This is a genomic window from Craterilacuibacter sinensis (genome assembly GCF_009831765.1).
GTDB classification, from domain to species: Bacteria; Pseudomonadota; Gammaproteobacteria; order Burkholderiales; family Chromobacteriaceae; genus Craterilacuibacter; species Craterilacuibacter sinensis.
In genome coordinates, this window is record NZ_WSSB01000011.1 from 75,754 (window position 1) to 100,602 (window position 24,849).

At 59.6% G+C, this 24,849-nt stretch carries 27 protein-coding genes and 1 tRNA gene; 17 read left to right on the top strand and 11 right to left on the bottom strand.

Annotated features, from left to right (window positions below; translation table 11 throughout):
* Window positions 1–37: 37 nt before the first annotated feature.
* Window positions 38–856 (bottom strand): bifunctional DNA-formamidopyrimidine glycosylase/DNA-(apurinic or apyrimidinic site) lyase, encoded by an 819-nt coding sequence (mutM, locus tag GQF02_RS12230; protein WP_160797508.1) that lies wholly within the window; start codon window positions 854–856, stop codon window positions 38–40.
* A gap of 59 nt (window positions 857–915) precedes the next feature.
* Here mutM and GQF02_RS12235 point away from each other — a divergent pair, with 59 nt between their 5' ends.
* From GQF02_RS12235 to GQF02_RS12310, 16 genes are all read left to right on the top strand, one after another.
* On the top strand, window positions 916–2,646 hold the full coding sequence (locus GQF02_RS12235) for a tetratricopeptide repeat protein (RefSeq protein ID WP_160797510.1): 1,731 nt from the start codon (window positions 916–918) through the stop codon (window positions 2,644–2,646).
* Window positions 2,643–3,218 (top strand): outer membrane lipoprotein LolB, encoded by a 576-nt coding sequence (locus GQF02_RS12240; protein WP_220789460.1) that lies wholly within the window; start codon window positions 2,643–2,645, stop codon window positions 3,216–3,218. The genes GQF02_RS12235 and GQF02_RS12240 overlap by 4 nt, the downstream gene beginning before the upstream one ends.
* A complete protein-coding gene (gene ispE, locus GQF02_RS12245; protein ID WP_160797512.1) occupies window positions 3,215–4,066 on the top strand; it encodes a 4-(cytidine 5'-diphospho)-2-C-methyl-D-erythritol kinase in 852 nt (283 codons plus the stop codon). Before GQF02_RS12240 ends, ispE begins: the two co-directional genes overlap by 4 nt.
* A gap of 12 nt (window positions 4,067–4,078) precedes the next feature.
* Window positions 4,079–4,153, top strand: a tRNA-Gln gene (locus GQF02_RS12250).
* Window positions 4,154–4,230: 77 nt separating this feature from the next.
* Window positions 4,231–5,214 carry a ribose-phosphate pyrophosphokinase gene (locus GQF02_RS12255; RefSeq protein ID WP_124735426.1) on the top strand — a complete coding sequence of 328 codons (984 nt, stop codon included), beginning with the start codon at window positions 4,231–4,233 and terminating at the stop codon, window positions 5,212–5,214.
* A gap of 59 nt (window positions 5,215–5,273) precedes the next feature.
* Window positions 5,274–5,849 carry a 50S ribosomal protein L25/general stress protein Ctc gene (locus tag GQF02_RS12260; protein ID WP_124735427.1) on the top strand — a complete coding sequence of 192 codons (576 nt, stop codon included), beginning with the start codon at window positions 5,274–5,276 and terminating at the stop codon, window positions 5,847–5,849.
* Window positions 5,850–5,945: 96 nt separating this feature from the next.
* Window positions 5,946–6,530, top strand: a complete 585-nt coding sequence (pth, locus tag GQF02_RS12265; protein ID WP_160797514.1) for an aminoacyl-tRNA hydrolase — start codon at window positions 5,946–5,948, stop codon at window positions 6,528–6,530.
* Complete coding sequence (locus GQF02_RS12270) at window positions 6,527–7,039, top strand: GNAT family N-acetyltransferase (protein WP_220789461.1); 513 nt, start codon at window positions 6,527–6,529, stop codon at window positions 7,037–7,039. Before pth ends, GQF02_RS12270 begins: the two co-directional genes overlap by 4 nt.
* 64 nt (window positions 7,040–7,103) lie before the next feature.
* Complete coding sequence (gene ychF, locus GQF02_RS12275; RefSeq protein ID WP_124735430.1) at window positions 7,104–8,195, top strand: redox-regulated ATPase YchF; 1,092 nt, start codon at window positions 7,104–7,106, stop codon at window positions 8,193–8,195.
* 70 nt (window positions 8,196–8,265) lie between these two features.
* Window positions 8,266–8,658 carry a hypothetical protein gene (locus GQF02_RS12280; protein ID WP_160797516.1) on the top strand — a complete coding sequence of 131 codons (393 nt, stop codon included), beginning with the start codon at window positions 8,266–8,268 and terminating at the stop codon, window positions 8,656–8,658.
* 107 nt (window positions 8,659–8,765) lie between these two features.
* Window positions 8,766–9,545, top strand: coding sequence for a transporter substrate-binding domain-containing protein (locus GQF02_RS12285; RefSeq protein WP_124735452.1), 780 nt, complete (start codon window positions 8,766–8,768; stop codon window positions 9,543–9,545).
* A gap of 99 nt (window positions 9,546–9,644) precedes the next feature.
* A complete protein-coding gene (locus GQF02_RS12290; RefSeq protein ID WP_124735453.1) occupies window positions 9,645–10,304 on the top strand; it encodes an amino acid ABC transporter permease in 660 nt (219 codons plus the stop codon).
* Window positions 10,305–10,638: 334 nt separating this feature from the next.
* Entirely contained in the window at window positions 10,639–11,733 is a 1,095-nt protein-coding gene (locus GQF02_RS12295) for a M14 family metallopeptidase (RefSeq protein ID WP_160797518.1), read from the top strand.
* Window positions 11,734–11,836: 103 nt separating this feature from the next.
* Window positions 11,837–12,250, top strand: a complete 414-nt coding sequence (locus GQF02_RS12300; RefSeq protein ID WP_124735455.1) for a YidB family protein — start codon at window positions 11,837–11,839, stop codon at window positions 12,248–12,250.
* Window positions 12,251–12,263: 13 nt separating this feature from the next.
* Window positions 12,264–12,659 (top strand): YidB family protein, encoded by a 396-nt coding sequence (locus GQF02_RS12305; RefSeq protein WP_160797520.1) that lies wholly within the window; start codon window positions 12,264–12,266, stop codon window positions 12,657–12,659.
* A gap of 71 nt (window positions 12,660–12,730) precedes the next feature.
* Window positions 12,731–13,975, top strand: a complete 1,245-nt coding sequence (locus GQF02_RS12310; RefSeq protein ID WP_160797522.1) for a TIGR03862 family flavoprotein — start codon at window positions 12,731–12,733, stop codon at window positions 13,973–13,975.
* Between the two features lie 4 nt (window positions 13,976–13,979).
* Here the strand turns inward: GQF02_RS12310 and GQF02_RS12315 are convergent, their stop codons facing one another.
* From GQF02_RS12315 to purM, 10 genes are all read right to left on the bottom strand, one after another.
* Window positions 13,980–14,681, bottom strand: coding sequence for a peptidoglycan DD-metalloendopeptidase family protein (locus GQF02_RS12315; protein WP_160797524.1), 702 nt, complete (start codon window positions 14,679–14,681; stop codon window positions 13,980–13,982).
* Window positions 14,682–14,716: 35 nt separating this feature from the next.
* Window positions 14,717–15,493 carry a ferredoxin--NADP reductase gene (locus tag GQF02_RS12320; protein WP_160797526.1) on the bottom strand — a complete coding sequence of 259 codons (777 nt, stop codon included), beginning with the start codon at window positions 15,491–15,493 and terminating at the stop codon, window positions 14,717–14,719.
* Between the two features lie 127 nt (window positions 15,494–15,620).
* Entirely contained in the window at window positions 15,621–16,865 is a 1,245-nt protein-coding gene (locus GQF02_RS12325; protein ID WP_160797528.1) for a uracil-xanthine permease family protein, read from the bottom strand.
* A gap of 85 nt (window positions 16,866–16,950) precedes the next feature.
* Complete coding sequence (gene upp, locus GQF02_RS12330; RefSeq protein ID WP_124735461.1) at window positions 16,951–17,583, bottom strand: uracil phosphoribosyltransferase; 633 nt, start codon at window positions 17,581–17,583, stop codon at window positions 16,951–16,953.
* A 165-nt stretch (window positions 17,584–17,748) separates the two neighbouring features.
* A complete protein-coding gene (gene grxD, locus GQF02_RS12335; protein WP_124735462.1) occupies window positions 17,749–18,069 on the bottom strand; it encodes a Grx4 family monothiol glutaredoxin in 321 nt (106 codons plus the stop codon).
* Between the two features lie 82 nt (window positions 18,070–18,151).
* Window positions 18,152–19,507 carry a chloride channel protein gene (locus GQF02_RS12340; protein WP_160797530.1) on the bottom strand — a complete coding sequence of 452 codons (1,356 nt, stop codon included), beginning with the start codon at window positions 19,505–19,507 and terminating at the stop codon, window positions 18,152–18,154.
* A gap of 21 nt (window positions 19,508–19,528) precedes the next feature.
* A complete protein-coding gene (locus GQF02_RS12345; protein WP_328698620.1) occupies window positions 19,529–20,794 on the bottom strand; it encodes an RsmB/NOP family class I SAM-dependent RNA methyltransferase in 1,266 nt (421 codons plus the stop codon).
* The gene (locus tag GQF02_RS12350) at window positions 20,790–21,944 is read right to left on the bottom strand and encodes a DUF3108 domain-containing protein (protein ID WP_160797534.1); all 1,155 of its coding nucleotides are present in this window, start codon (window positions 21,942–21,944) and stop codon (window positions 20,790–20,792) included. Before GQF02_RS12350 ends, GQF02_RS12345 begins: the two co-directional genes overlap by 5 nt.
* 6 nt (window positions 21,945–21,950) lie before the next feature.
* Window positions 21,951–22,589 (bottom strand): phosphoribosylglycinamide formyltransferase, encoded by a 639-nt coding sequence (gene purN, locus GQF02_RS12355; RefSeq protein WP_160797536.1) that lies wholly within the window; start codon window positions 22,587–22,589, stop codon window positions 21,951–21,953.
* A gap of 44 nt (window positions 22,590–22,633) precedes the next feature.
* Complete coding sequence (gene purM / locus GQF02_RS12360; RefSeq protein WP_124735467.1) at window positions 22,634–23,671, bottom strand: phosphoribosylformylglycinamidine cyclo-ligase; 1,038 nt, start codon at window positions 23,669–23,671, stop codon at window positions 22,634–22,636.
* A gap of 84 nt (window positions 23,672–23,755) precedes the next feature.
* Between purM and GQF02_RS12365 the strand changes: the two genes are divergently transcribed.
* Entirely contained in the window at window positions 23,756–24,841 is a 1,086-nt protein-coding gene (locus GQF02_RS12365; RefSeq protein WP_124735468.1) for an AI-2E family transporter, read from the top strand.
* Window positions 24,842–24,849: the final 8 nt, after the last annotated feature.

The following is a 24,849-nucleotide window of genomic DNA, read 5'->3' on the forward strand; positions in this document are numbered from 1 at the left end:
ATACGCGGGCTTTCTGGAACAATGACAGGCCAGCACTCTAGCACGGCTGGCAATGCGGGCAAAAGAAGCTGCTGCGCTGGCCCTGGCGAATCTGCCGTATCGGACTGCCGCAGCGCAGGCAGGGCTGTTCGCTGCGGCCATAGACAAAATAGCTCTGCTGGAAGTAGCCGGGTTTGCCTATGGCGTCGACAAAATCGCGCAAGGTGCTGCCGCCGGCGGCGATGGCTCGGGTGAGCACCGCCTTGATTTCAGCGGCCAGTGTCGCGCATTCGGTCTCTGTCAGGCTGGCGGCGGGCCGGGTCGGGGCAATGCCGGCATGAAACAGAGCCTCGTTGGCGTAGATATTGCCCACGCCCACCACGACGTGATTATCCATGATGACCAGCTTGATGGCGCTGCTGCGCTTGCGTGTCGCCCGAAACAGCGTGGCGCCGTCAAAATCATCCGCAAGCGGCTCCGGCCCTAGCTTGGCCAGCAGCGTGTGCAGCGTGGCGGGGCCGTATTGCCACAGCACGGCACCGAAGCGGCGCGGATCGCGGTAGCGTAAAATCTGGCCGCTACCCAGTATCAGGTCGACGTGGTCGTGCTTTTCGACCGCTGTCGCCGGCGTAACAAAGCGCAGACTGCCCGACATGCCCAAATGGATGATGAGCGTGCCTTGTTCGCATTCGATCAATAGATACTTGGCGCGTCGACCCACTTCCAGAATGCGCTGGCCGCAGAGGATGGCGCCAAGGCCGGGATCGATAGGCCAGCGCAAGGATGGATTGCGCACCACAAGGGCGCTGATGCGCTCGCCCGTCAGCTGGTTCTGGATGCCGCGGCGCGTGGTTTCGACTTCAGGTAGTTCAGGCATGGTGAATATCCGGATAAGGCCATGCTATTCTACGCGCTCACCCGGGAAATTGATCGAGCATGAAACCTCATTCTGCATTGCTGCCTTTGTTTACCTTGCTGGCTCTGTCCGGCTGCGCGTCTTCGCGTCTGGCCCGCATTGAGCCTGCCCCTGTTGCAGTGGCGTCCAGCGAGAGTGCGCGCGCAGAGGCGGCCTTGCCGCATCTGCCTTTGTCGCCGCAGCTTTTCTACGGCGTGATTATCAGCGAGATTGCCGCCCAGCGTGGGGGGGCCGGCGCGTCGGCCCAGACCTATCTCGAGCTGGCGCGCGAGGCACGCGATCCGCGTCTGGCGCAGCGCGCGGCCGAGTTTGCCATGTTGTCCGGCCAGCTGGAGACGGCTTCGCAGGCTTTGACGCTCTGGGTGGAGCTTGACCCGGCCTCGGAGAATGCGCGCGAGCAGTTGTTTATCGCATTGCTGCGTAGCGGCAAGCTGGCACAAAGTCGCCCGCTGATCGAAGGCCTGCTGGCCACCCGTCCCGAGCGGGCACCTGCCGTATTTGTCCAGTTGGCCAGACTGACGGCTCGCCAGCCGGACAAGGCCGCGGCCTACCAGTTAACCCGTGATCTGGCTGCGGGCTATCCCGAATTACCCGAGGCGCGTTTTGCCTTGCTGGCGGTGGCCGCCGAGGCGGGTGACCGGGCGGCGATGGCGCAGGAAATGAATGCGCTGGCGCGTCTGGCACCGAAATGGGACTTGCCGGTCGCCTGGCTGGTTGACCGTTTGCGTCGCGACCAGCCTGAAGCTGCGCTGGCCTTGCTCAAAAACGAGCTTGCGCGCCGGCCGGAGGCCGCGCTGGAAATCCGCCTGGCTTATCCGCGGCTCTTGGTCAGCGCCAAGCGCTTTGCCGAGGCGCGCGACAGTTTTGCCGAATTGCTGAAACGCTATCCGAACCAGCCCGATGTCTTGTATTCGCTGGGTTTGCTGTCATTCCAGTTGCGCGAGCTGGAAGCGGCGGTGCCTTATCTGGAGCAGGCGCTCAAGGCGGGCCATCCGGAGACGGATTATCTGCGCCTGACGCTGGGGCAGGTCAATCAGGAACTGGGTCGTGAGGACGAGGCGCGGCGCTGGTATACGGCGGTCGGGCAGGGCGAACATTATTTGCCAGCCCAGGTGCGCATGGCTGTGCTGGACGCCAAGGGCGACAATATCGCACAGGTGCTGGCGCGTATGGACAGCATGGGTACAAGCGAGCAGGAAAAAATCCAGGTCGCCCTGTTCCAGTCGCAGATTGCCCGCCAGCAACAGCGGCTGGATCTGGCCGAGCTGAATCTGGACCGGGCACTGGCCAGCGAGCCTCGGGCGCCCGAGCTTTTATACGAGCGGGCGCTGGTGCTGGAGATGCAGGGCAAGTTTGCCGCTGCCGAGCGTGATCTCAAGGCCTATTTGCAGGAAAAGCCGGATGATGCACAAGGCTTGAACGCGCTGGGCTATTTGCTGGCCAACCGCACCACGCGCTATCGCGAGGCGCTGGTATTGATTAGCCGTGCCCATAAGGCAGACCCGGACAGTGCGATGATTCTGGACAGCCTGGGCTGGGTGAATTTCAAGCTGGGCCGCTATGCTGACGCAGTGCGCTATCTGCAAAAAGCCTATCAGGGCTTGCCTGACCCGGAAGTTGCCGCCCACTTAGGCGAGGCTTTATGGCAGGCCGGGCGCAAGGATGAGGCGCTTGCCATATGGCGCAAGGCGCAGGCTGCCTTTCCGCAGCACGAAGTGTTGCAGGAAACCATCAAGAGACTGGCGCCATGAGTTTGCCCCGTGCGCTCTGCCTGATGCTGGCCTTGCTGCTGGCGGGCTGTGCCAGCCGCGAATTGCCGTTTCATGCACCGCAGGAAGCCGTACCGGTTGATGCGCCGTTTAATCTGTCCGGTCGTTTGTCGGTCCAAGCCGGCGGCAAGGGGCAGTTGGCACGCTTTGACTGGACGCATGCGCCGGCGCGTGACGAGTTGTCGGTCAATACGCCGCTGGGTACCACGGTTGCACGGGTGACGCGCGACGCAGCGGGTGTGTTGCTGCTGGCTGACGGCAAAAGCTGGCATGCGGCCGATGTCGAGACGCTGACCGAACAAGTGCTGGGCTGGCCCTTGCCGTTGGCTAATCTGGCGTGGTGGGTGCGCGGCCGCGCCGCGCCCGGCGTGCCGCATGAATTCTTGGCCGATGGTGCACTTGTGCAGCAAGGCTGGACCATACGTTTTGTTTCCGATGAACCGGGTGCCGCCTATCCGCAGCGCATCGACCTGGTGCGTGACGATATCTCGCTGCGTGTTGTTGCCAGCGAATGGCGTACGCCCTCAATCCATTTACCTGCCATCCTGCCATGAACGAGAATTACCTCGCCTTTGCCGCGCCAGCCAAACTCAACCTATCCTTGCATATCGTGGGCAAACGCGCCGATGGCTACCATTTGCTGGACACTGTATTCCGCTTTATTGATCTGGCCGACACCATAGAGCTGGCCGTGCGTGACGATGGCGAGATCGTGCTGGTTAACCCTTTGCCGGGTGTGCCGGCCGAATCGGACCTGACAGTACGCGCTGCACGCTTGCTGCAGCAATATAGCGGCTCGACGCTGGGGGTGAATATCCGCGTCAGCAAACGCATTCCCATGGGCGGTGGCTTGGGCGGCGGCAGCTCGGATGCCGCCACGGTTTTGCTCGCATTAAACCGTTTATGGCAGACAGTGCTGACGCGCGCACAATTGATGGTGTTGGGTTTGCAGCTAGGGGCCGATGTGCCTGTTTTTATTTTTGGGCGTAATGCGCGGGCGACCGGAATAGGCGAAGAACTCAGTGAAATCAAGGCTTTGCCGGCCTGGTATGTGGTGCTTCACCCTGGGGTTAATGTGCCTACAGCCGAAGTTTTTAAAACTTTTTCACAAAAGGTGTTGACAGGGCAAGACGAGGTGGGCATAATGCGAATCCTCAAAACAACGCAGCAACAACGAAACGCGCTGCAGCAGGTTGTTTGTGAGATGTACCCGGCGGTGAGCGAGGCTGTGAGCGAGCTAAGCAAATACGGTTCACCGCTGATGACTGGGTCCGGAAGCTGTGTGTTTCTGGAGTGTCAGTCAGAAAGCCAGGCAAACAGAATTTATACGGCAGTGTCGGCTAGATTCAACGGTTTTGTGACTAGGGGTTTGAGTCAGCATCCGTTGTACGACAAGGTCTGATATCAGTTTTACTGGGGAGTCGCCAAGTGGTAAGGCACCGGATTTTGATTCCGGCATTCGTAGGTTCGATCCCTACCTCCCCAGCCAGAAATCAAAAGCAAAAAAGCGAGTAAGTCATTCTTACTCGCTTTTTCTTTATTCAGCTCAGTGACAGGCGATTGGTGATGGCGGCTTACGATAGTTTGATGGTTTTTACCGGAACAGCAAATCCGGACCTCGCGCAAAACGTGGTTAAACACCTTGATATCTCGATGGGACGTGCCGATGTCGGCAAGTTCAGCGATGGTGAGGTAGCGGTGGAGCTACTGGAGAACGTACGCGGTCGCGACGTTTTTATTCTGCAGTCGACCTGTGCGCCGACCAACGACAATCTGATGGAAATCCTCACCATGGCCGACGCGCTCAAACGCGCTTCGGCCGGTCGTATTACTGCAGCCATCCCTTACTTCGGCTATGCCCGTCAGGACCGCCGTCCGCGTTCCGCCCGGGTGCCGATTACCGCCAAACTGGTCGCCAATATGCTGACCAGTTCCGGCATCGACCGCGTGCTGACCGTTGATCTGCACGCCGACCAGATCCAGGGCTTCTTCGATATGCCGGTGGACAATGTCTACGCGACGCCTGTGTTGCTGAAAGACATTCGTGCCCAGCGCATCGAAGACCTGATCGTGGTCAGCCCTGATGTCGGCGGCGTGGTGCGTGCGCGTGCCGTTGCCAAAGCATTGAATACCGACCTTGCCATTATCGACAAGCGCCGTCCCAAGGCCAATGTGGCCGAGGTGATGAATATCATCGGTGATGTATCGGGCCGTACCTGCCTGATCGTCGACGATATGATCGATACCGCCAATACGCTGTGCAAAGCAGCATCCGCGCTGAAAGAGCGTGGTGCCGAGCGCGTGCTGGCGTATGCGACTCATGCCATTTTCTCCGGCCAGGCCGTAGAACGCATTACCAATTCGGACATCGACCAGGTTGTGGTGACAGACACCATCCCGTTGTCGGCTGCCGCGAGACAGAGCCCGCGCATTCGCGTGGTATCCATCGCCGGCCTGATTGCGGAAACGCTGCGTCGCATCAACAACGAAGAGTCGGTGTCCTACCTCTTCAATGAGGATCTGGTTTCGACAGGCGCTTGCCTGCCGTAACGGCATGGCCACTGGTCGCGGTGGCATGCTGCTTTTAACGTGAAATATAAGGAAATACCATGTCTTACGAACTGATTGCTGCTAAGCGCGAAGAGCTGGGTACGGGTGCGAGCCGCCGCCTGCGTCACGCTAGCAAATTGCCTGCGATTGTTTACGGCGACAACAAGGATGCCGTATCCATCACCATGGATCACAACCCAATGTTCTACGCGTTGAAAGAAGAAGCTTTCCACGCCAGCGTAATCGATCTGGTGATCGATGGCGCCAAAGAACAGGTTCTGCTGCGCGACTTCGTGATGCACCCAGTTAAGCCAATGGTGATGCACGCTGACTTCCAGCGCGTGAACCCGAACGAAAAAGTACACGTTAAAGTGCCACTGCACTTCGTTGGCGCCGATGTATGCCCAGCTGTTAAGCTGCATAGCGGCCGTATCTCCCACGTGACCACCGAAGTAGACGTGCGCACCCTGCCAGCTAACCTGCCTTCGTCGATCTCGGTTGACCTGTCGGCTATGGTTGCCGGCCAGATCGTTCACCTGTCCGATCTGAAACTGCCAGAAGGCGTTGAAATCGTTGCTCTGGCACGTGGCGATAACGCTACCGTTGCTTCGGCTTCCGGTGTGATCGTCGAGTAATTCGGCGCAAAAGCATCAGGCTCGCTGTGTCCCTTACGGGTACAGCGGGCTTTTTTATTGGGCAGCGAGTTTGGCCCTGTCTGATTGGAATGTGCGATGTCCACAATTCGCCTGATTGTCGGCCTGGGCAACCCCGGGGCCGAATATGAAAAAACCCGCCATAATGCCGGCTTCTGGCTGGTGGATGAACTGGCGTGGAAGCTCAAGGCACCGCAGCTTGGCCCCGAGGGCAAGTTCTTTGGCGAGGCCAGCCGGGTCAAGCTGGACGGCGAAGATCTGTGGCTGCTCAAGCCCATGACCTTTATGAATCTGTCCGGCCAGTCGGTCGGCGCTTTGGCGCGTTTTTACAAGATTGCGCCGGAAGAGGTTTTGGTTGTCCATGACGAGCTTGATCTTGAGCCTGGCGTCGCCAAACTCAAGCAAGGCGGTGGTCATGGCGGTCATAACGGTCTGAAGGATATTATCGCCAAGCTGGGCACGCCTAACTTTTGGCGCTTGCGCATCGGCATTGGCCACCCGGGCGATCGCGCCGAGGTGGTCAATTTTGTGCTGAAAAAACCGCGCGCCGAAGAGCAGCAAGAGATTGATGATGCGATTGGCCGTGCGCTGGCAGTTCTGCCGCAGGTCATTGCCGGCGACATGCCCGGCGCGATGAAGTTGCTGCATACCGTAGCCAAGTGAGCGGGCTTTCTATCCGTCCTTTTGCTCCGGGGGACGCAGCAAAGCTGCGTGCGGTATTCGAGTCATCGGTGCATGGTCTGGCCTGCCGCGATTACACGCTGGCCCAGTGCATGGCATGGGCACCGGCGCTGGATCCGCAGCAATGCTTGCACTGGTGCGACAGCATGGCGCATCTGTCGCCATATGTCGTCAGGCGGGATGGCCGCATTGTGGCTTATGCCGACTTGCAGAACGACGGTCTGATTGACCATTTTTTCGTGGCTGCATCCGCTGCAGGATGCGGAGTCGGGCGCCGCTTGCTGGCCTTCTTGCTGGAGGAGGCGCAGAGGCGTGGTTTAGCGCGTGTGTACGCCGACGTCAGCCTGCGTGCCGAGGCTTTATTTGCCCACCAAGGTTTTGTCGTGATGCAGCGACGTCTGGTGCTAAAGCGGGGCGAGCAGTTTGCCAATGCCCACATGGTGTGGCAGTCGCCCTGTGCGCGCCAAGACAAAGCACCGCTATTGCGGTGATACAATCCTAAACATTCGACGCCAGCCGACTGGGCTGGGCGCCATCCTATACGAGGAAATCCCCATGAGTCTGCAATGCGGCATCGTCGGCCTGCCCAACGTCGGCAAGTCCACCCTGTTTAACGCCCTGACCAAGGCCGGTATCGAAGCGGCTAACTATCCGTTCTGCACCATCGAGCCTAACGTCGGTATCGTGGAAGTACCGGACCCGCGTCTGGCTGCGCTATCCAAGATCATCAACCCGCAAAAAATCCAGCCTGCCATTGTCGAGTTCGTCGATATCGCCGGCCTGGTGGCGGGCGCATCCAAAGGTGAAGGTCTGGGCAACCAGTTCCTGGCCAATATCCGTGAAACCGATGCCATCGTGAATGTGGTGCGCTGCTTTGACGACGACAATGTGATCCACGTCGCCGGCAAGGTCGACCCGATTGCCGACCTGGAAACCATCGGTATCGAGCTGGCACTGGCTGATATGACTGCGGTGGAAAAAGCCATCGTACGCGAAAGCAAGAAGGGCCGCTCCGGCGACAAAGACGCACAAAAGCTGGTGGCGCTGCTGGAAAAATTGCTGCCACACCTGAACGAAGGCAAGCCGGTACGCGGCTTCAAGCTGGACGACGAAGAGCGTGCCATGCTCAAGCCGCTGTGCCTGCTGACCATCAAGCCTGCGATGTATGTGGCCAACGTGGCCGAAGACGGCTTCGAGAACAATCCGCACCTGGACAAGCTCAAGGCGCTGGCCGAGGCCGAGGGCGCGCCGGTGGTTGCGGTATGTGCGGCCATCGAGTCCGAAATCGCCGATCTGGATGACGCGGACAAGGCCGAGTTCCTCGCCGATATGGGTCTGGAAGAGCCGGGTCTGGATCGCCTGATCCGCGGTGCTTACAAGCTCCTGGGCCTGCAGACCTACTTCACCGCCGGGGTGAAGGAAGTGCGTGCCTGGACTATCCATGTAGGCGACACTGCGCCACAGGCGGCCGGTGTGATCCACACCGATTTCGAGCGCGGCTTTATCCGTGCGCAGACCATTTCCTACGACGACTTTATCGCCTACGGCGGCGAAGCCAAGGCCAAGGAAGCGGGCAAGATGCGCGCCGAAGGCAAGGACTATGTGGTGCAGGATGGTGATGTGCTGAACTTCCTGTTCAACGTCTAAGTCTTATCCGCACGATCAACAGCCCGGCAGCTTATCCTTGCCGGGCTGTTGTCATTTCAGGGAGAGGTTCATGGCCATCAGTTGGTTGGCAGTGTTGAAAAGCGTGCCGTGGTCGGAGGTCGTCAGCAATGCGCCGGTGATTGCCGAAGGCGCGCGCAAGTTGTGGAAAAAAACCCGGGCCAGGGCGCCAGAGCCGGTCGAGGTTATCGTGTCGCAAAGCGATGCGGCCGCCGCCGATGACCCGCTATTGGCTCGGATGGACGCACGCATGGTGGCGCTGGAGCAGGGGCTGGCCGAGGTGCAGCAGCAGTTGCAGGCCTCAAGCGAGCTGGTCAAACAACTGGCGGAACAGAATGCGCAGCTGATTACGCGCGTGAGCATTCTGCGTCGCCGGGTGCTGTGGGGCGCTGCCGTAGTATTTGCTTTCCTGATCTGGCTCTTGCTGCGTAGTTTCGCTGGCTAAGTGGTGTTTACTTATTTGTCGTTTGGGGCTGGAGTAAAGGAGCGAGTCTTGCTATAGTCTGCAATTGAATATTGCATTCAATATATATAACTCAAGGTTATTACGATATGAAGAAAAGCCTGCCCCTTATTGCCATGCTGCTGCTGGGTTCCCATGCCTTTGCTGCCGACCTGCTGGATACCGTCAAGCAGCGCGGTACGCTGATTATTGCGCTGGAAGGCACTTATCCGCCGTTCAACTTCAAAGACAAGCAGCAGCAACTGACCGGTTACGAGGTCGAGTTGGGCAATGAAATTGCCAAGCGCCTGAAGGTGAAGCCGCAGTTTGTTACCGGCGAGTGGAGCGGGCTATTGGCCGGCCTGTCTTCGGGCAAGTTCGATGTGGTGATGAACCAGGTATCGATTACCGATGCGCGCAAGAAGGTCTTCGATTTCAGCCAGCCGTATACCGTTTCCAGTGCCCAGTTGATCGTGCGCAAGAACGAAACCCGCAAGCTGGCCACGGTAGATGATCTAAAGGGCAAGAAAATCGGCGTAGGCCAGGGCAGCAATTACGCCGATCTGGCCAAGGGCATGGCCGGGGTCGAGGTCAAGACCTACCCCGGTGCGCCGGAATACCTGCAGGATCTGGTCAGCGGTCGTGTGGATGCTGCGCTGAACGACAGCCTGCTGATTCCGTTTGCCATCAAGGAGTCGCGTTTGCCGGTTAAGGCCGGTGCGCCGGTTGGCGGGCTGACGCAGATGGGTATTCCGTTTGCGCGTAATAATCCGCAGTTCAAGGCCGCGCTGGACAAGACCCTGTCTGGGATGCAGGCTGACGGCACACTGCGCAAGATCTCGACCAAGTGGTTTGGTACCGACGTATCCAAAGCGCCACAAGCGCGCTGATCTGGCGCTATGATTTGATTTATTTATTGGTGTAGTGCACGCCCCGCCCACGCGGGGCGTGCTGTTTTATGCGTGCCGCGTGATGCGGGAGGATGTGCAATGGAGTGGTTGGAACTGTTCGAGCTGGCTTTGCCGGTCATGCTCAAGGGTGCGCTGTATACGCTGATGTTTGCCCTGGTCAGCATGGTGCTGGGCTTGATGCTGGGTTTTAGCGTTGCCTTGGTGCGCGTGGCGCGCTTGCCGGTGCTTAGCCAGATTGCCGCGGTATACGTCAGCGCCATGCGTGGCACCCCTTTGCTGGTGCAGATTTTCGTTATCTATTACGGCCTGCCCGGTATCGGCATCGAGTTTGATCCGGTGAGTGCCGGCATATTGGCGTTGACGCTGAATGTGTCTGCTTATCTGTCCGAGAGCATGCGTGGCGCCATTGTCGGCGTGAGCCAGGGCCAGTGGCAGGCGGCACAGTCGCTGGGCTTTGGCTGGTGGCAGAGCATGCGTTACATCATCGCGCCGCAAGCTTTGCGTCTGGCCGTCCCCAGCCTGTCCAACAGCCTGATTTCGCTGATCAAGGATACCTCGCTGGTTTCGGTGATTACGGTGACCGAGCTGATGCTGGCGACCAAGGAAGTCATCGCACAAACCTTCCAGCCCCTGCCTTTGTATCTGGCGGCGGCAGGCATTTACTGGATCTTGAGCGCCAGTTTCGAGCGGGTGCAAAAGCGGGTGGAGGCAAGGCTGGAGGCTTCATACCGGCGCTGATATCCCGGCTGTTTCGGGCTGACTGTTTGTATCTTTAGAAACAGGGCAGGGCATCATGGCAAGCCGGCATGTGGCGCACACCGAGCCTTATTGCCGCCTTGGCTTTTAGTTGGCGACGCGGCATTCAGGGCAAGGGAATCGCGAATTTTAAATATTTATTGAGATAAAAACTTCGCATTGATAGTTGTTTGTTTGACAATAAGCAAATTATTTAAATATGATTTGAGTATAGTGAAAGCCAGATTGAGTACTGCTTATTGCCCGTCATCGGGCAGGGCATTGGTACTGAGCGCAATATTTCCCTTATCTGGTTTTACATCATTGGAGATCAAGCATGCGTAAACTGACTCTTGCCGTAAGTCTGGCACTGACCGCGATGGCTGCCCAGGCCGCCACCGTCTACACCGGTGACAAAGTGCAGGGTGTTCCTGTTATTTCGCAACTTGATGTGGCCGACCTTGCGCCGGGCAAGACGCACCGCTTCATGTTCCAGGGCTCCACCGACGGCATCGGCCAGCACTTCTACGTGCCGGTGGTCGTCGCCAAGGGCGTCAAGGCCGGCCCGAAGCTGGTGCTCAACAGCGGGAACCACGGTGACGAAGTGAACGGCATCCGCGCCGTGCAGAAGGTGATGGCCGGCCTCGACGCCGCCAAGCTCTCCGGCACTGTCGTTGCGGTGACCGGTTCCAACCCGAATGCAATCAATCGCGTGACCCGCGAGTGGGCAACCTACAACGACGGCGGCGCGTCGACCAACTTCAACCGCGTCTTCCCGGGCAAGGAAAAGGGCACCGCGCCCGAGCAGCATGCGTGGCTGATGTGGAACAAGCTGTGGCAGGGTAACGTCGACTACGTGCTCGACTTCCACACCCAGTCGACCGGCACCGACTTCCCGTTCTTCATCTACGCCGACTACCGCGACCCGCGCATCGAGCGCATCGCAGAACTGTTCCCGGCCGACCAGATCAAGAAGGATCCGGGCGAGAAGGGCTCGACCGAGACCGAATTCGTCAGCGCCAAGATCCCGGCGGTAACGCTGGAACTGGGTTCGCCGCGCAAGTACGACGCGGACATGATCAGCCGTGGCGTGGAAGGTACCCGCAACGTGATGGTCGACCTGAAGATGATCGACGGCAAGATCGGCCGCACCGCCAAGACCGCCAAGACCTTCGTCGGCAACGACATGACCACCATCCGTGCCGAGCAGGGTGGCTACGCCGAGATCCTGGTCAAGCTGGGCGATATGGTGAAAAAGGACCAGGTGGTGGCCCGCCAGCTCAACGTGTTCGGCGACACCGTCAAGGAATACAAGTCGCCGGCTGACGGCAAGGTGCTGTCCACTGGTACTGACGCTGTACGCGAACCACGTGGTACGCTGGTACGCCTGCTGATTCAGAATCCTGATGCCAAGTGCGACAAGGGCTGCTGAAATCCCTTGCCGCCTAAGGTAAGCCCGCCTGTTTAGGCGGGCTTTTTGGTTTTTTGCGAGCAAAAAACTAGACTGGTAGTTCCTTCACTCGCGAAAGATCATCATGGGACTGCTAGATCAATTAACCGGCGCGCTGGGTAGCGGTGCGGAGGGGGCAGAGGGGCAGGGCGGCCTGATGGGGGCGATGGGCTCGCTGCTAGAGCAAAACGGGGGGCTGGGTGGTCTGGTGGAAAAATTCCAGCAAGGGGGGGTAGGCGAGATCGTTTCATCCTGGATCTCGACCGGCGACAATCAGGCTATTGCCGCGTCCCAGATCGAACAGGTACTGGGCCATGAGCAAATCGCGGCGCTGGCCGGCAAGATGGGGCTGGATACGTCGCAAGTGGCACAATCGCTGGCTACCGCCCTGCCGCAACTGGTCGACAAGCTGACGCCTGATGGCGAAGTGCCGGCAGGGAATACCGATTTGTTGTCCCAAGGCTCATCCTTGCTCAAGGGTTTGTTCGGGCAGTCATAGCACCGGAGGCCATATGAAATGCTTTGACCGTTTGGGCGAATTGATGTCGGGCGAGGGGCGGCACGATGCCGTAATGCGGGCGCTGGCCGCTCTGGTGGACGAGCATGGCGGCCTGGCCGGCCTGGGGCAGCGTTTTCGCGACATCGGCCTGGATGCCGTGCTGGAGTCCTGGCTTGGCAGCGGCGAAAATATGGCGCTGACCCCGGCCGATGTGTATATGGCGCTGGGCGAGAAAGCGGTCGGGCAGTTTGCCGATATGATGGAAACGACCTCGCTCAATGCGGCCAAAGTCATGGCCGAAGCCTTGCCCGAACTGTTTGACCGGCTGACGCCCAATGGCGAACTGCCCGAGCCGGAAGATGGCTTTGTCAGAATGTTTTCCGTCCTGGGCACGCTGTTTGAACGCTGAACTGGTTTAAAATCCCTGCTTTACCCTCCACGGCCTGAATTTCAGGCCGTGCTTTATTGGAGAGTCTTGCCATGCCCCGCTTAGCGTCCGATCTACGAGTTGCCATTGTCGGCGGGGGGCCGGCCGGCCTGATGGCGGCAGAGCAGATTGCTAGGGCCGGCATTACAGTCGATGTCTACGATGCCATGCCCTCGGTCGGGCGCAAGTTTTTGCTGGCCGGCGTGGGCGGGATGAATATTACCCATGCCGAGCCGTGGTCGGACTTTGTTGCACGCTACGGCCAACGGGTCGATCTGCTGCGCCCTTATTTGGATGCTTTCAATGCCGAGGCCTTGCGTGCCTGGGTACACGGCTTGGGTGTGGAGACTTTTGTCGGCAGTTCGGGCAAGGTCTTCCCGCGTGAAATGAAGGCCGCGCCGCTGCTGCGCGCCTGGCTTAGCCGCTTGCGCGCCATGGGAGTGAATTTTCACCCGCGCCACCGCTGGCAGGGCTGGAGCGATGAGGGCGCTTTACGCTTTGGCACGACGCAAGGCGAGATGATGGTGAGGGCGGACGCCGTGGTGCTGGCACTAGGGGGCGGGAGCTGGCGCAAACTGGGCTCGGATGGTGCCTGGCTACCGCTACTGCAGGAAAAAGGTGTGGCGGTGGCCGAGCTTGAGCCTTCCAACTGTGGCTTCGAGGCGGGCTGGTCGCCATTTTTTGCCGATAAGTTTGCCGGTGAGGCGCTTAAATCCATCACCGTCACCTTAAGCGATGTGAATGGCGTCAGCGAGACCCGGCGCGGTGGTCTGGTGCTGTCGCGTTATGGTGTCGAAGGCAATCTGATCTATGCCTTGTCCGCGCGCTTGCGCGAGCTGATCAAGCGCGATGGCAAAGCAACTTTTTATCTGGATCTGGCACCGGATCGTAGTGCCGACAAGGTCTTGCAGGAGGTCGGCCATCCGCGCGGCTCGCGCTCGCTGTCCAGCCATCTGCAAAGCCGGCTGAATCTCAAGGGTGCGCGCATGGGTTTGCTGCGCGAATGCCTGGACAAGGACAGCTTTAACGATGTGGCCAGGCTTTCTGCGGCCATCAAGGCCTTGCCGCTGACGGTCAGTGCGCCACGTCCGCTGGACGAGGCGATCAGCAGTGCCGGTGGCGTGTGTTTTGCGGGCCTGGATAGCGGCTTGATGCTGCAGCGCTTGCCGGGCGTATTTTGTGCCGGCGAGATGCTGGACTGGGAGGCGCCGACCGGCGGCTATTTGTTGACCGCTTGCTTGGCGACCGGCCGTGCGGCGGGTTCCGGTGTCGTCAACTGGCTATTTGGCAGCAAGTAGCGGCTTATTTCAGATAAGGCATGGGATCGACCGCCTGGCCGCGGTAGCGCAACTCGAAGTGCAGCTTGGTGCGGTCTGTGCCGCTGCTGCCCATGCTGGCGATGGGCTGGCCACGGCTGACGGTATCGCCTTCTTTGACCTTGAGTGACTGGTTATGGGCATAGGCGCTGAGAAAGGCTTCGTTGTGCTTGATGATGAGCAAGTTGCCGTAAGCGCGTATGCCTTGCCCGGCATAGACCACCTTGCCTGCGCCGGCAGCAAGAATGTCATCTCCGGCCTTGCCGGCGATATCGATGCCCTTGTTGCGGCTGCTGTAACCCTGAATCAGCTTGCCCTTGGCCGGCCAGCTCAGCGCGATGCTGGCGCTGGCGGGGGCCGGCTTAGGCTTGGCCGCCGGACGCACGGGTGTTGCCGCAGGTTTGCCTGGGCGTGGGCTGACATTCGGGCTGCTGGCTGCATAGCGTGGCGGCGGAATGATGCGCAGTACTTGGCCTGCATCAATGGCATTGCCGGGCAGCCGGTTCCAGCTGCGCAGTTCGCTGACGCTGCGCCCGCTATTGCGCGCAATGCGGTATAGCGTGTCGCCCGCCTGCACACGGTAGTGCCCGGCCGGAATGGGAGGGTAGGCGGGGGTGCTGCTGCAGGCGCAAAGGCTGAATGCAATGGTGCACAATGCCAGTTTTAGCCACGGGAATGAAAGGCGCATCAGCCGATTCTAACATTTCATGGCCTCTTTCGGCTTTACCAGCCATTTTCCAGCACGATCTGCCCCGGGGATTTCAGGCGTGACAGGCTATAGCCTTGCTTGACCAGGGCTGCGAAGGTACTGGCTACCATCTGCGGGTTGCCGCACACCATAAAGCGGCTATGTTCCGGGCTTGGCCTGAGCCCGGCGGCAGCGGCCAGACGGCCATCATCGATCAAGGCGGGGATGCGGGCGTCCAGCATGCCCGCCGGCGCATGACGGGTGACGACCGGCAGATAGATCAGTTTATGGCCGTGCCCGGCCCATAGCGGGTGGCTGCGCAGGGCGGCAATTTCAGCCTGATAGGCCAGATCGCCGGCTTCGCGTACCCCATGAACCAGCACGATATGTTCGAAGCGCTGCCATAGCTCAGGCTGCTGCAAAATGGACAGATAAGGCGCAAGCCCGGTACCGGTGGCCAGCAACCATAACTGTTGAGCATTTGGCAGGCGGTCGGCGGTAAAAAAACCATTGGCCTTGTTGTCCAAGAGCAGAGTGTCTCCCGCCTGCATTGCTTTCAGGCGCGAAGTGAACTGGCCATCCGGCACCAGAATGGAAAAAAATTCCAGATAGTCATCCCACGGTGCCGACACCATGGAGTAGGCGCGCCATAGCTTGCCCGTGCCTTGCGGCAAACCCAGCCGGGCAAACTGGCCGGGAATAAAACGGAAGCCGGCGGGACGCGACAGGCGGAAGCTGACGAGTTTGTCGCTCCAGTGGCGGACAGCGAGCAGGGTTTCAAGCGTGAAATTTTCGTCAGGCGCAGCGTTCATGATCAATATCCGATTAATTTACTCGGGTATTGTCGGGGCAGGGCATGGGGATTGCAAGGGATGGAGTACAAGATGCAAATCCCGGGCGTGACGCATGTGCTATGCCACGCCCGGCTTGCTGCGCGCTTTAGATATCGCGCCCTTCTTCTATGCCTTGATGGCTGGGGGATTGCACCGGCAGCACCAGATTGAGCAGGATGGCCAGTACCGAGCACAGGCCGACGCCAACCAGGCTGAACGAACCTATTTTCAGTTCCAGCGCGCCGATGCCGGCGGTCAGCACCACCGAGATAATCACCAGATTGCGCGGCTGCATCAGGTCGACCTTGGCTTCAATCAGGGTCTTCAGGCCCAGCGAGGCGATGGTACCGAACAGCAGCACCATAATGCCACCCATTACCGGCATAGGAATGGATTGCAGCAGGGCATTGAACTTGCCGAAGAAGGCCATGCAGATGGCGAAGATCGCCGCCCAGGTCATTACGCGCGGGTTGAAGTTGCGGGTGATCATCACCGCGCCGGTCACTTCGGCATAGGTGGTGACCGGCGGGCCGCCGACCATACCGGCAAAGCATACACCTAGGCCGTCGCCGGCCAGCGTGCGGTGCAGACCCGGTGTCTTGGTGTAGTCCTTGCCGGTGACGCCACCAATGGCCATGACGCCGCCGATGTGTTCGATGGCCGGCGCAATGGCTACCGGCAGCATAAAGAGTGCAGCAGCCCAGTTCACTTCAGGCGAATGAAACTCCGGGATGGCAAACCATGGTGCATTGGCGATCTTGGCGAAGTCGACCATGCCCATAAAGGCGGCGACGATATAGCCCACGGTGACACCGGCCAGAATCGGTACCAGACGGAACATGCCGCGTGCGAAGATGGAAACGATGATGGTCGTGGTCAGCGAAATGGCTGCCAGAATCAGCGAGCTGTCGTAGGGCATGATCTGTTGCCCGCCGGCACGACCCATGGCCATATTCGAGGCGGCACCGGCGACCGACAGACCGATGATCATGATGACCGGACCAATCACCACCGGTGGCAGCAGGCGGTTGACCATTTCCATACCGCGCCAGCGCACGATGGCAGCGACGACGAAGTACATAAAGCCGGCGCAAAACAGGCCAAACATGGTGGCGCCCATGCCCCAGGTCTGCATCGAGTAGATGATGGGGCCGATAAAGGCAAAGCTGGAGCCCAGAAAGATGGGCACCGAGAAGCCGGTGACGACCTGGAACATCAAGGTGCCGACGCCGGCGCCGAGCAAGGCCATGGCCGGATTCAGTCCGGTCAGCAGCGGTACCAGTACCAGCGCACCGAAGGCGACGAACAGAATCTGCGCCCCCGATACCGCCTGTTTGAGATGTTGGAACATCGTGTTTTCCCCTTTTCTTGTGTGTGTGCTTTCAAAAAAACGCCGCCCGGTTCAGCGGGGCGGCGTTTGATGGATTTTTTGTCGTTTATGCGTGCTTGGTGCCGAAGATTTTGTCGCCGGCATCGCCCAGGCCCGGAATGATATAGCCGTGCTCGTTCAGGTGGCTGTCCAGCGATGCGGAATAGATCTGCACATCGGGGTGGGCATCGTTCACCGCCTTGACGCCTTCGGGCGCGGCAACCATGACGACCGCCTTGATCTGTTTGCAGCCCTTGCGCTTGAGCAGCTCAATGGTGGCATTCATCGAACCGCCGGTAGCCAGCATCGGATCGATGATGATGGCGATGCGTTCGTCCAGACTATCGACGAATTTGTCGAAGTAGGACACCGGCTCCAGCGTTTCTTCATTGCGGGCGAGGCCGACCACACTGATCTTGGCCGATGGCACCAGATCGAGCACGCCGTCCAGCATGCCGATGCCGGCGCGCAGGATGGGAACGACGGTGACTTTCTTGCCCTTGATCTGTTCGATGTCTATCTTGCCGCACCAGCCGTCAATCTGGATGGTTTCCAGTTCGAAGTCGCGGGTGGCTTCGTAGGCCAGCAGACGGGCCAGTTCCTGGGTCAGCTGGCGAAACTTCATGGTGCTGATGTCGCCTTCGCGCAATAGACCCAGCTTGTGCTGTACCAGCGGATGCTGGACGACGGTGATATTCATGATCGGCCCCTGAGAAAAAGCTGTCGTTCTGCTCCGCTTGGGCGGATAGAAAGACAGCTTTCGATGTGCAAAACCGGCTGCACAAGGGCAGCCGGTCGAATGGAGCGATTCTAACGCAATTTACACCTGAAAATCTACGTTTCTATGGCATGAACTGCGAGAGATTTATTCTGCAGCCACGCCTTCCAGCATTTTTTGCAGCTCACCGTTTTGGTACAGCTCGGTCATGATGTCGGAACCGCCAATAAATTCGCCCTTGATATAGAGCTGGGGAATGGTCGGCCAGCTGGAGAATTCCTTGATGCCCTGACGGATTTCAGGATCCTGCAATACGTCGATAGCAGCAAACTTGGCGATGCCGCAGGCCTTGATGATCTGCACGGCACGGGCGGAGAAACCACACTGCGGGAAGGTCGGCGAACCTTTCATGAACAGTACGACAGGGTTGCTGGTAACTGTTTCGCGGATGGTGTCCTGAATCGACATGGTGCTAGTCCTTTTTATGGTGTTGTTTGCTCAATACCCGAGCGAATTGATGGGTTATTTTAATGAATCCACGCCGCTTTGGTCAATTCCGGCTGGTGGCCGGTGCCGCGCGTATTGTTTTCAGCAGCATTCTGGCTTGAGCATCATACAGCGAATGGCGGTTGATCAGCCGCGAGATGCCCGCGGCAATCAGGGCGCTGGCCATCAGCGGAATCAGCATGGTCGACGAGTCGGTCATTTCCATCACAATCACAAAGCCGGTGACCGGCGCGCGCGTCATGCCGGCAAAGTAGGCCACCATGCCCAGCAAAACCACTGCCGTCTCCGGCTGGGCCGGCATCAGCTGCGCCACATTCAGGCCGAAGCCTGCACCGACCGCCAGCGCCGGCGCAAAGATGCCGCCGGTGGCGCCGGATAGATAGCTGAGCAACATGGTGATCAGCTTGAGGATGCCATAGCCTTCCAGCCCTTCGGTATGGCCTTCGATAATATCGCGCGCCCGGAAATAGCCGGTACCGAAGGTCATGCCGTCGCTGGCGATGCCGATGCCGGCGATGATCAGGCCGCACAGGATGGCAAACAGGACCGGCGAAAAGGCTCTGGCCTTGGCGATGGAGTTGGGTAGAAAGAAGGAAATACCCAGAATCAGTTTGGCGGTGATGCCGCCTAGCAGGCCGCCCACCACGCCGGTGGCAATAATCGGAATCCAGCCGCTGAGAAAGTGCATCGAGGCCGAGGCGGTGCCGAAGTAGCTGTAATTGCCGAGGAAGGCATAGGCCGTCAGGCCGGACAGAATGACCGACAGCAAGATGGTCGAGCTGGCCTTCTGGTCGAAGGTGCGGCCCATTTCCTCGATGGCAAATACGATGCCGGCCAGCGGCGCATTAAAGGCGGCCGCCACGCTGGCTGCGCTGCCGGCCAGAATCAGTCCGCGCCCGTAGCCGAAGTGACCGATGCCGGATTTGCCCAGCCGGTATTTGATGGCGGCACCGATCTGCACGATAGGACCTTCATAGCCGAAGGTCGCGCCCGAACCGATGCCCAGCAAAGTCAGGAAGATCTTGGACACCGCCACCTTGAGGGTGAGAAAGCGCTCGCGCAGCAAACCAGCATCCGGCTCCAGTGCCGCGATGCATTGCGGAATGCCGCCACCGGCGGTGCCGATCAGCACATAGCGCGACAGATATACCGACAGCCCCAAGCCCAGCGGGGTGATCAGCAAGGCCCACCATGGCGAGTTGTCGTAGATGGTGAAAAACAGTTCATGCAGCAGATGGCTGCCCTGGCCGAACACCACCGCCACCAGGCCGATCAGGATGGCGGAAACCCACAACTCCACGCGCCTTTGCCATAGCCGTATGGTCAGGAACAAAAAACGCATGCGCCGCGACATGCGCTGGCTGCGTACGGCAAAGCTGGGCGTGGAGGAGTGCGCCATGACAGGCCTTCGTTTAAGGGTTTACTCGGCAGCTGTGGCTGCGTTGCGGGTCATTACGGCGGCAAAGAAGCCGTCGGTCTGGTGGATGGCCGGGTTCAGTTGCAGCACATCGCCGGTGTCCAGCGGGATCTTCATTTCAGCCAGCACGGCAGAGGCCGGTACCAGGCTGAAATCAGGATGCGCGGCGAGGAAGGCATTGACGATCTCCATGTTTTCCTGCGGCAGCAGGCTGCAGGTGGCATAGACCAGACGCCCGCCCACGGCCACCATGCGCGAGGCCGAAGCCAGAATGGAAGCCTGCTTGACGTTGAGTTCGGCCACGCTGTCCGGGCTCTGGCGGTACTTGAGGTCGGGATTGCGGCGCAAAGTGCCCATGCCGGAGCAGGGGGCATCGACCAGTACGCGCTGTGCCTTGCCAGCCAGACGCTTGACCCGGGTATCGTTTTCGTGGGCGATCAGGGTCGGGTGGACATTGGACAGACCGGAGCGTGCCAGACGCGGCTTGAGGTTGGACAAACGCTTTTCCGACACATCAAAAGCATAGAGGCGGCCACTATTGTGCATCTGCGCACCCAGCAGCATGGTCTTGCCGCCGGCGCCGGCGCAGAAATCCACCACCATTTCGCTGCGGCGGGCACCGGTAATCAGCCCCAGCAGCTGGCTGCCTTCGTCCTGTACTTCGATCACGCCCTGCATAAACAGGATGTGCTTGTTGATGGCCGGCTTGCCCTTGAGGCGGATGCCCAGCGGCGAGTAGGGGGTCACCGTCGCATCGAAGCCGTCGGCGATCAGGCGCGACAGCACCTCGTCGCGGCGGCCTTTCAGCGTGTTGACGCGCAGATCCAGCGGTGCGCTTTGCATCAGGCCACGTCCCAGTTCAAGGATGCTGTCTTCGTCCTGATCGCTCATGCGGTCTATCACCCACTGCGGCAGCTCGGCGCGCTGTGCCAGACCATCAGGCATGGCGCGACCCTTGACGTCGGCCAGCCAGATTTTTTCGTCTTCTTTCAGGCCGTCGCCGCATTCTTTCAGGTTGGTGCCCCACAGTTTGGCCATGGCTGCCAGCAGCACATTGCGCGAATTGGGCTTTTTCGGCGCACACAGGGCGCGCAGGGTTTCCAGACGGCGCAGGCAGGTAAAGCAGGCTTCGGCAATGGCGTGACGGTCGGTCGATCCCAGTTGGCGGTGTTCGCGGAACCAGTTGGACAGGATCACGTCGGACGGGCTTTCAAAGCGCAGCATCTGGTCCAGCACTTTAACGATATGGTTGAACTGCAACGGGCTAATTTTCATTTTTTCTCATCTTTCTGGGCGGCAGCTTCCAGATGGCGCTGCCATCAATGTCGATTTGGTAGGCGCGCAGTTCCAGCGATTTATCGCGGTCTGCACGCAAGATACGTACCGGCAGGTTGGCAAAATCCGGTGCCAGCCAGTATTCGTTGACGTCGCCGTCTTTGCTGGCGCGCACCAGAGCCACGCGCATCCTGCCTTCATCGGTATCGTAGTCGGTCTCGCCAGCCGCCTTGAGCGGGTAGCTGTAAACCTTTTTGCCGGTGGTGATCTGGGTTGGCATATCGCCCAGATCGGCCCCGTTCAGTGCCAGCTGGAAAGCGAGGCTCAAGACATCTTGTGCGCCTTTTTCCAGCTGTGTGCTCTTGGCTTCCTTATCGCCATAGTCTAGACGCTGCGCGTCGTAGTCGAAGCGGGCATGTTCGCGCAGGGTATCGTTGCGAAATGCCTGGTAGCTGTCGGGGCGCAGGCCTTTCTTGCTGACCCGCCCTTCCGACAGATAACGCAGTGCCGGGCCAAACAGCCCCTTGATGCGGGCTTCTATCCGGTAGTTCGCGCCGGTGCGTTGCCAGACAATCTGTCCGCCGCCGACCATGGCTGCACCGTAATAGGCGTGATAGTACAGGGTCGCCTGATCCGGGAAGCGCGTGATGGCGTTCTGCGGCTGCATATAGCCGGCGGGTGCCTCCTGCTTTGCTGCTTGTGGTGCGCTGGCCTCGGGTGCGCTGGCGTTCAGCTTGTCCAGCGCCGCCAGCGTTTCTGCCAGACGGGGCTGTGCCGGGCTTGCCGGTTTTGCCGGTTTCTTTGGCGCGCTGGGTTCATCCGGTACCAGGGCTTGCAGTTGCTGGGCTGCAGGTGCGGACGCTGCCTTTTTATTGTCGGGCTTGGCATCCTGTGTGGTGCTGTGGGCCGGCTTGGGCGCGGACTTTCGCGGTGCGAGTGCCGCCGTCGTTTTAGCTGCGCTTGCCTGTGCCTGCTGTGCATCGCTATCAGCGAGCTGCATTTTTTTCAGCGTCGCCGTGAGCGGGCGCAAAGCCTGTTCTTGCGGCACGGCCAAGGGCAACTGCCAGGCTTCGTGGCCTAGCAGCAGCAAATGGACAAACAGCGACAGTGCGAGCGCTAGCAGCAAGGGGCGCAAGGCGCGCATCGTGATTTAGGGCTGCGGTGAGAGCAGGCTACCCGCCTGCTGCTGAGCCGTTACCGGCCTGATTACACGCTCATCGCATAGCGTGAATTGACCGCTGACAAAGTCGTGCACGGCGGCAGGGTAGAGCTGGTGTTCAACGGCCAGCGTACGCTGTGCCAGTGTCTGTGCCGTGTCGCCCGGCAAGATGGCGACGGCGCCTTGTGCCACGATGGGGCCGTGATCCAGTTCGGCTGTGACAAAGTGCACGGTGCAACCGGCAAGCATGCAGCCGGCGTCCAGCGCGCGCTGATGGGTATTCAGGCCGGTAAAAGCCGGCAGTAGCGAAGGGTGGACATTCAGCATCCGCCCCTGGTAATGGCGGGTAAATCCGGCGCTGAGTATGCGCATAAAGCCGGCCAGCACCACCAGGTCGGGCGCGAAGCTGTCGATTCTTTCGGCCAGTGCCGTATCGAAGGCTTCACGGCTGGCAAAAGCCTTGTGGTCCAGCACTTCGGTATGGATGCCGCGTGTGGCGGCCCACGCCAGACCCGCCGCATCGGGGCGGTTGGAGATCACCGCTGCGATGTGTGCGCCGGGAATGCCGGCCTCGACAATGGCCTGCATATTGGAGCCGCGGCCGGAAATCAGGATAACGATATTTTTCATGGTATGCCTGGCGGGAGCAGCGTACTGCCCCCGCCGTCAAGAGCTTAGCCGACCTGGGTCTGGTGTTCGTCGCCGTTACGCGCGGCAATATTGCCGATGCGGTAGACGGTTTCGCCTTCTGCAGCGAGCAAGGCGCAGGCCGCGTCTGCATGTTCGGCTGCCACGATAACTACCATGCCGATGCCGCAGTTGAAGGTGCGGTACATTTCCTGCGCATCGACCTGACCTTTGTCTTGCAGCCACTGGAACAGTTTGGGCAACTCCCAGCTCTTGGCATCTATCTTGGCGACACAGTTTTCCGGCAGCACGCGCGGCGTGTTTTCGGTAATGCCGCCGCCGGTGATGTGCGCCATGCCCTTGACCGGCAATTCGGCCATCAACTTGAGCAAAGGCTTGACGTAGATGCGGGTCGGCGCAATTACTGCTTCGCGCAGGGTCTTGCCGTGTTCGAATTCGGCATCCAGATCAGGGGCCGCGCGTTCGATGATCTTGCGTACCAGGCTGTAACCGTTTGAGTGTACGCCGTTGGAGGCCAGACCCAGCACGATATCGCCCGGTGCAATCTCGCGTCCGGTGATGACTTTGCTCTTTTCTACCACGCCGACGGCAAAGCCGGCCAGATCGTATTCGCCGACCGGGTACATGCCGGGCATCTCGGCGGTTTCGCCACCGATCAAGGCACAGCCAGCCTGTTCGCAGCCCTGGGCAATGCCTTTGATGACATCGGTTGCTTGTGCAACATCCAGTTTGCCGCAGGCAAAGTAGTCGAGGAAGAATAGCGGTTCGGCACCTTGCACCAGAATGTCGTTGACACTCATGGCGACCAGGTCGATACCGACGGTGTCGTGGCGGTTCCAGTCGAAAGCGAGCTTGAGCTTGGTGCCGACGCCATCGGTGCCGGAAACCAGAACAGGTTCACTGAACTTTTTGGAGATTTCCACCAGTGCGCCAAAACCGCCGAGTCCACCCAATACTTCGGGGCGCATGGTGCGCTTGGCAAACGGCTTGATGTTCTCGACGAGCGCGTCGCCTGCGTCAATATCTACGCCGGCATCGCGGTAACTGAGGGACGTGGTATTCAAGATCGACTCGCTTTCTGCTAACGTGTTTGTTTTACTTCGAACTTTCGGCTGAACGAAAGCGCGGGTATTTTAACCGAATAGACGATGACGCGCTCTCATTACTCCTTCATCCCCTGGTTATCGGCACTGGCCGTGCTGCTGGCGCTGTTCTGGCTGGTCTCCAGCCTGTCCGGTGTACTGACGCCGTTTATCGTCGCCGCCATTCTCGCCTACATTCTTGATCCCATGGTCGGCTGGCTGGTGCGGCACCGTTTCTCGCGTGCGCTGGCCTCGTCTTTGGTGATGTTGGGTGGCATGCTGGTGCTGGTGACGCTACTGCTGGTGGTGGTGCCGATGCTGATCGAGCAGGGACAGGCGCTGATGAGCCGGCTGCCGGCCTTTATCGATTTTATCCAGAACCGTTTTCTGCCGTGGCTGGATATGCGCTTCGGCATCAAGATCGTGCTGAATGCCGAGAGCTGGCGCAACACCCTGTCAACCCAGGGGGGATTTTTCCGCAAGGCACTGGAACAATTGCTGCCGCAGCTGACGCATGGCGGTGCCGTGCTGTTTAATTTTGTCTCCAATATGGTGCTGCTGCCCTTGCTGCTGTATTACTTTTTACTCGACTGGCCGCGCATGTGCCGCTGGGTGGCCGAGCTGGTGCCACGGCGCTGGGCGGCGGATGTGGCTTCGGTGTCGGGAGAGCTGGATACGGTGCTGGGCGAATTTTTGCGCGGCCAGCTGTCGGTGATGCTGATCATGGCCAGCTTTTATGGCGGCGGCTTGCTGCTGGTCGGGCTGGATTCGGGGCTGGCCATCGGCATGGTGGCCGGTTTGCTGGTGTTTATTCCCTATCTGGGCGCTTTTGTCGGCCTGTTGCTGGCCACGCTGGCGGCGCTGTTGCAATACGATACCCTGAGCGGCCTGCTGATGGTGTGGGGCGTATTTGCCGCCGGCCAGACACTGGAGAGCTTTGTGGTGACGCCTTATCTGGTGGGGGAGCGTATCGGTCTGTCGCCTATGGCCGTGATCTTTGCCTTGATGGCTTTTGGCCAGCTGATGGGCTTTACCGGGGTACTGCTGGCCCTGCCTTTGGCGGCGATTGTGTTGGTTTTGGGACGAACCCTGATACGGCGCTATTTCACGACACGCTTCTATCAGCGTAAAATCCCCCGTCAACGCCCTTAACGCCTTAG

Excerpts from the sequence above, each read along its gene's own strand:
- GQF02_RS12255 (WP_124735426.1), top strand. The coding sequence starts at position 4,231 with ATGGCGGCTTACGATAGTTTGATGGTTTTTACCGGAACAGCAAATCCG.
- mutM (WP_160797508.1), bottom strand. The coding sequence starts at position 856 with ATGCCTGAACTACCTGAAGTCGAAACCACGCGCCGCGGCATCCAGAAC.
- pth (WP_160797514.1), top strand. The coding sequence starts at position 5,946 with ATGTCCACAATTCGCCTGATTGTCGGCCTGGGCAACCCCGGGGCCGAA.
- purN (WP_160797536.1), bottom strand. The coding sequence starts at position 22,589 with ATGAAAAATATCGTTATCCTGATTTCCGGCCGCGGCTCCAATATGCAG.
- GQF02_RS12315 (WP_160797524.1), bottom strand. The coding sequence starts at position 14,681 with ATGCGCCTTTCATTCCCGTGGCTAAAACTGGCATTGTGCACCATTGCA.
- GQF02_RS12305 (WP_160797520.1), top strand. The coding sequence starts at position 12,264 with ATGAAATGCTTTGACCGTTTGGGCGAATTGATGTCGGGCGAGGGGCGG.
- GQF02_RS12310 (WP_160797522.1), top strand. The coding sequence starts at position 12,731 with ATGCCCCGCTTAGCGTCCGATCTACGAGTTGCCATTGTCGGCGGGGGG.
- GQF02_RS12340 (WP_160797530.1), bottom strand. The coding sequence starts at position 19,507 with ATGGCGCACTCCTCCACGCCCAGCTTTGCCGTACGCAGCCAGCGCATG.
- grxD (WP_124735462.1), bottom strand. The coding sequence starts at position 18,069 with ATGTCGATTCAGGACACCATCCGCGAAACAGTTACCAGCAACCCTGTC.
- ispE (WP_160797512.1), top strand. The coding sequence starts at position 3,215 with ATGAACGAGAATTACCTCGCCTTTGCCGCGCCAGCCAAACTCAACCTA.
- GQF02_RS12320 (WP_160797526.1), bottom strand. The coding sequence starts at position 15,493 with ATGAACGCTGCGCCTGACGAAAATTTCACGCTTGAAACCCTGCTCGCT.
- GQF02_RS12285 (WP_124735452.1), top strand. The coding sequence starts at position 8,766 with ATGAAGAAAAGCCTGCCCCTTATTGCCATGCTGCTGCTGGGTTCCCAT.
- GQF02_RS12260 (WP_124735427.1), top strand. The coding sequence starts at position 5,274 with ATGTCTTACGAACTGATTGCTGCTAAGCGCGAAGAGCTGGGTACGGGT.
- ychF (WP_124735430.1), top strand. The coding sequence starts at position 7,104 with ATGAGTCTGCAATGCGGCATCGTCGGCCTGCCCAACGTCGGCAAGTCC.
- GQF02_RS12290 (WP_124735453.1), top strand. The coding sequence starts at position 9,645 with ATGGAGTGGTTGGAACTGTTCGAGCTGGCTTTGCCGGTCATGCTCAAG.
- GQF02_RS12350 (WP_160797534.1), bottom strand. The coding sequence starts at position 21,944 with ATGCGCGCCTTGCGCCCCTTGCTGCTAGCGCTCGCACTGTCGCTGTTT.
- GQF02_RS12240 (WP_220789460.1), top strand. The coding sequence starts at position 2,643 with ATGAGTTTGCCCCGTGCGCTCTGCCTGATGCTGGCCTTGCTGCTGGCG.
- GQF02_RS12235 (WP_160797510.1), top strand. The coding sequence starts at position 916 with ATGAAACCTCATTCTGCATTGCTGCCTTTGTTTACCTTGCTGGCTCTG.
- upp (WP_124735461.1), bottom strand. The coding sequence starts at position 17,583 with ATGAATATCACCGTCGTCCAGCATCCGCTGGTACAGCACAAGCTGGGT.
- GQF02_RS12295 (WP_160797518.1), top strand. The coding sequence starts at position 10,639 with ATGCGTAAACTGACTCTTGCCGTAAGTCTGGCACTGACCGCGATGGCT.
- GQF02_RS12365 (WP_124735468.1), top strand. The coding sequence starts at position 23,756 with ATGACGCGCTCTCATTACTCCTTCATCCCCTGGTTATCGGCACTGGCC.
- GQF02_RS12280 (WP_160797516.1), top strand. The coding sequence starts at position 8,266 with ATGGCCATCAGTTGGTTGGCAGTGTTGAAAAGCGTGCCGTGGTCGGAG.
- GQF02_RS12300 (WP_124735455.1), top strand. The coding sequence starts at position 11,837 with ATGGGACTGCTAGATCAATTAACCGGCGCGCTGGGTAGCGGTGCGGAG.
- GQF02_RS12325 (WP_160797528.1), bottom strand. The coding sequence starts at position 16,865 with ATGTTCCAACATCTCAAACAGGCGGTATCGGGGGCGCAGATTCTGTTC.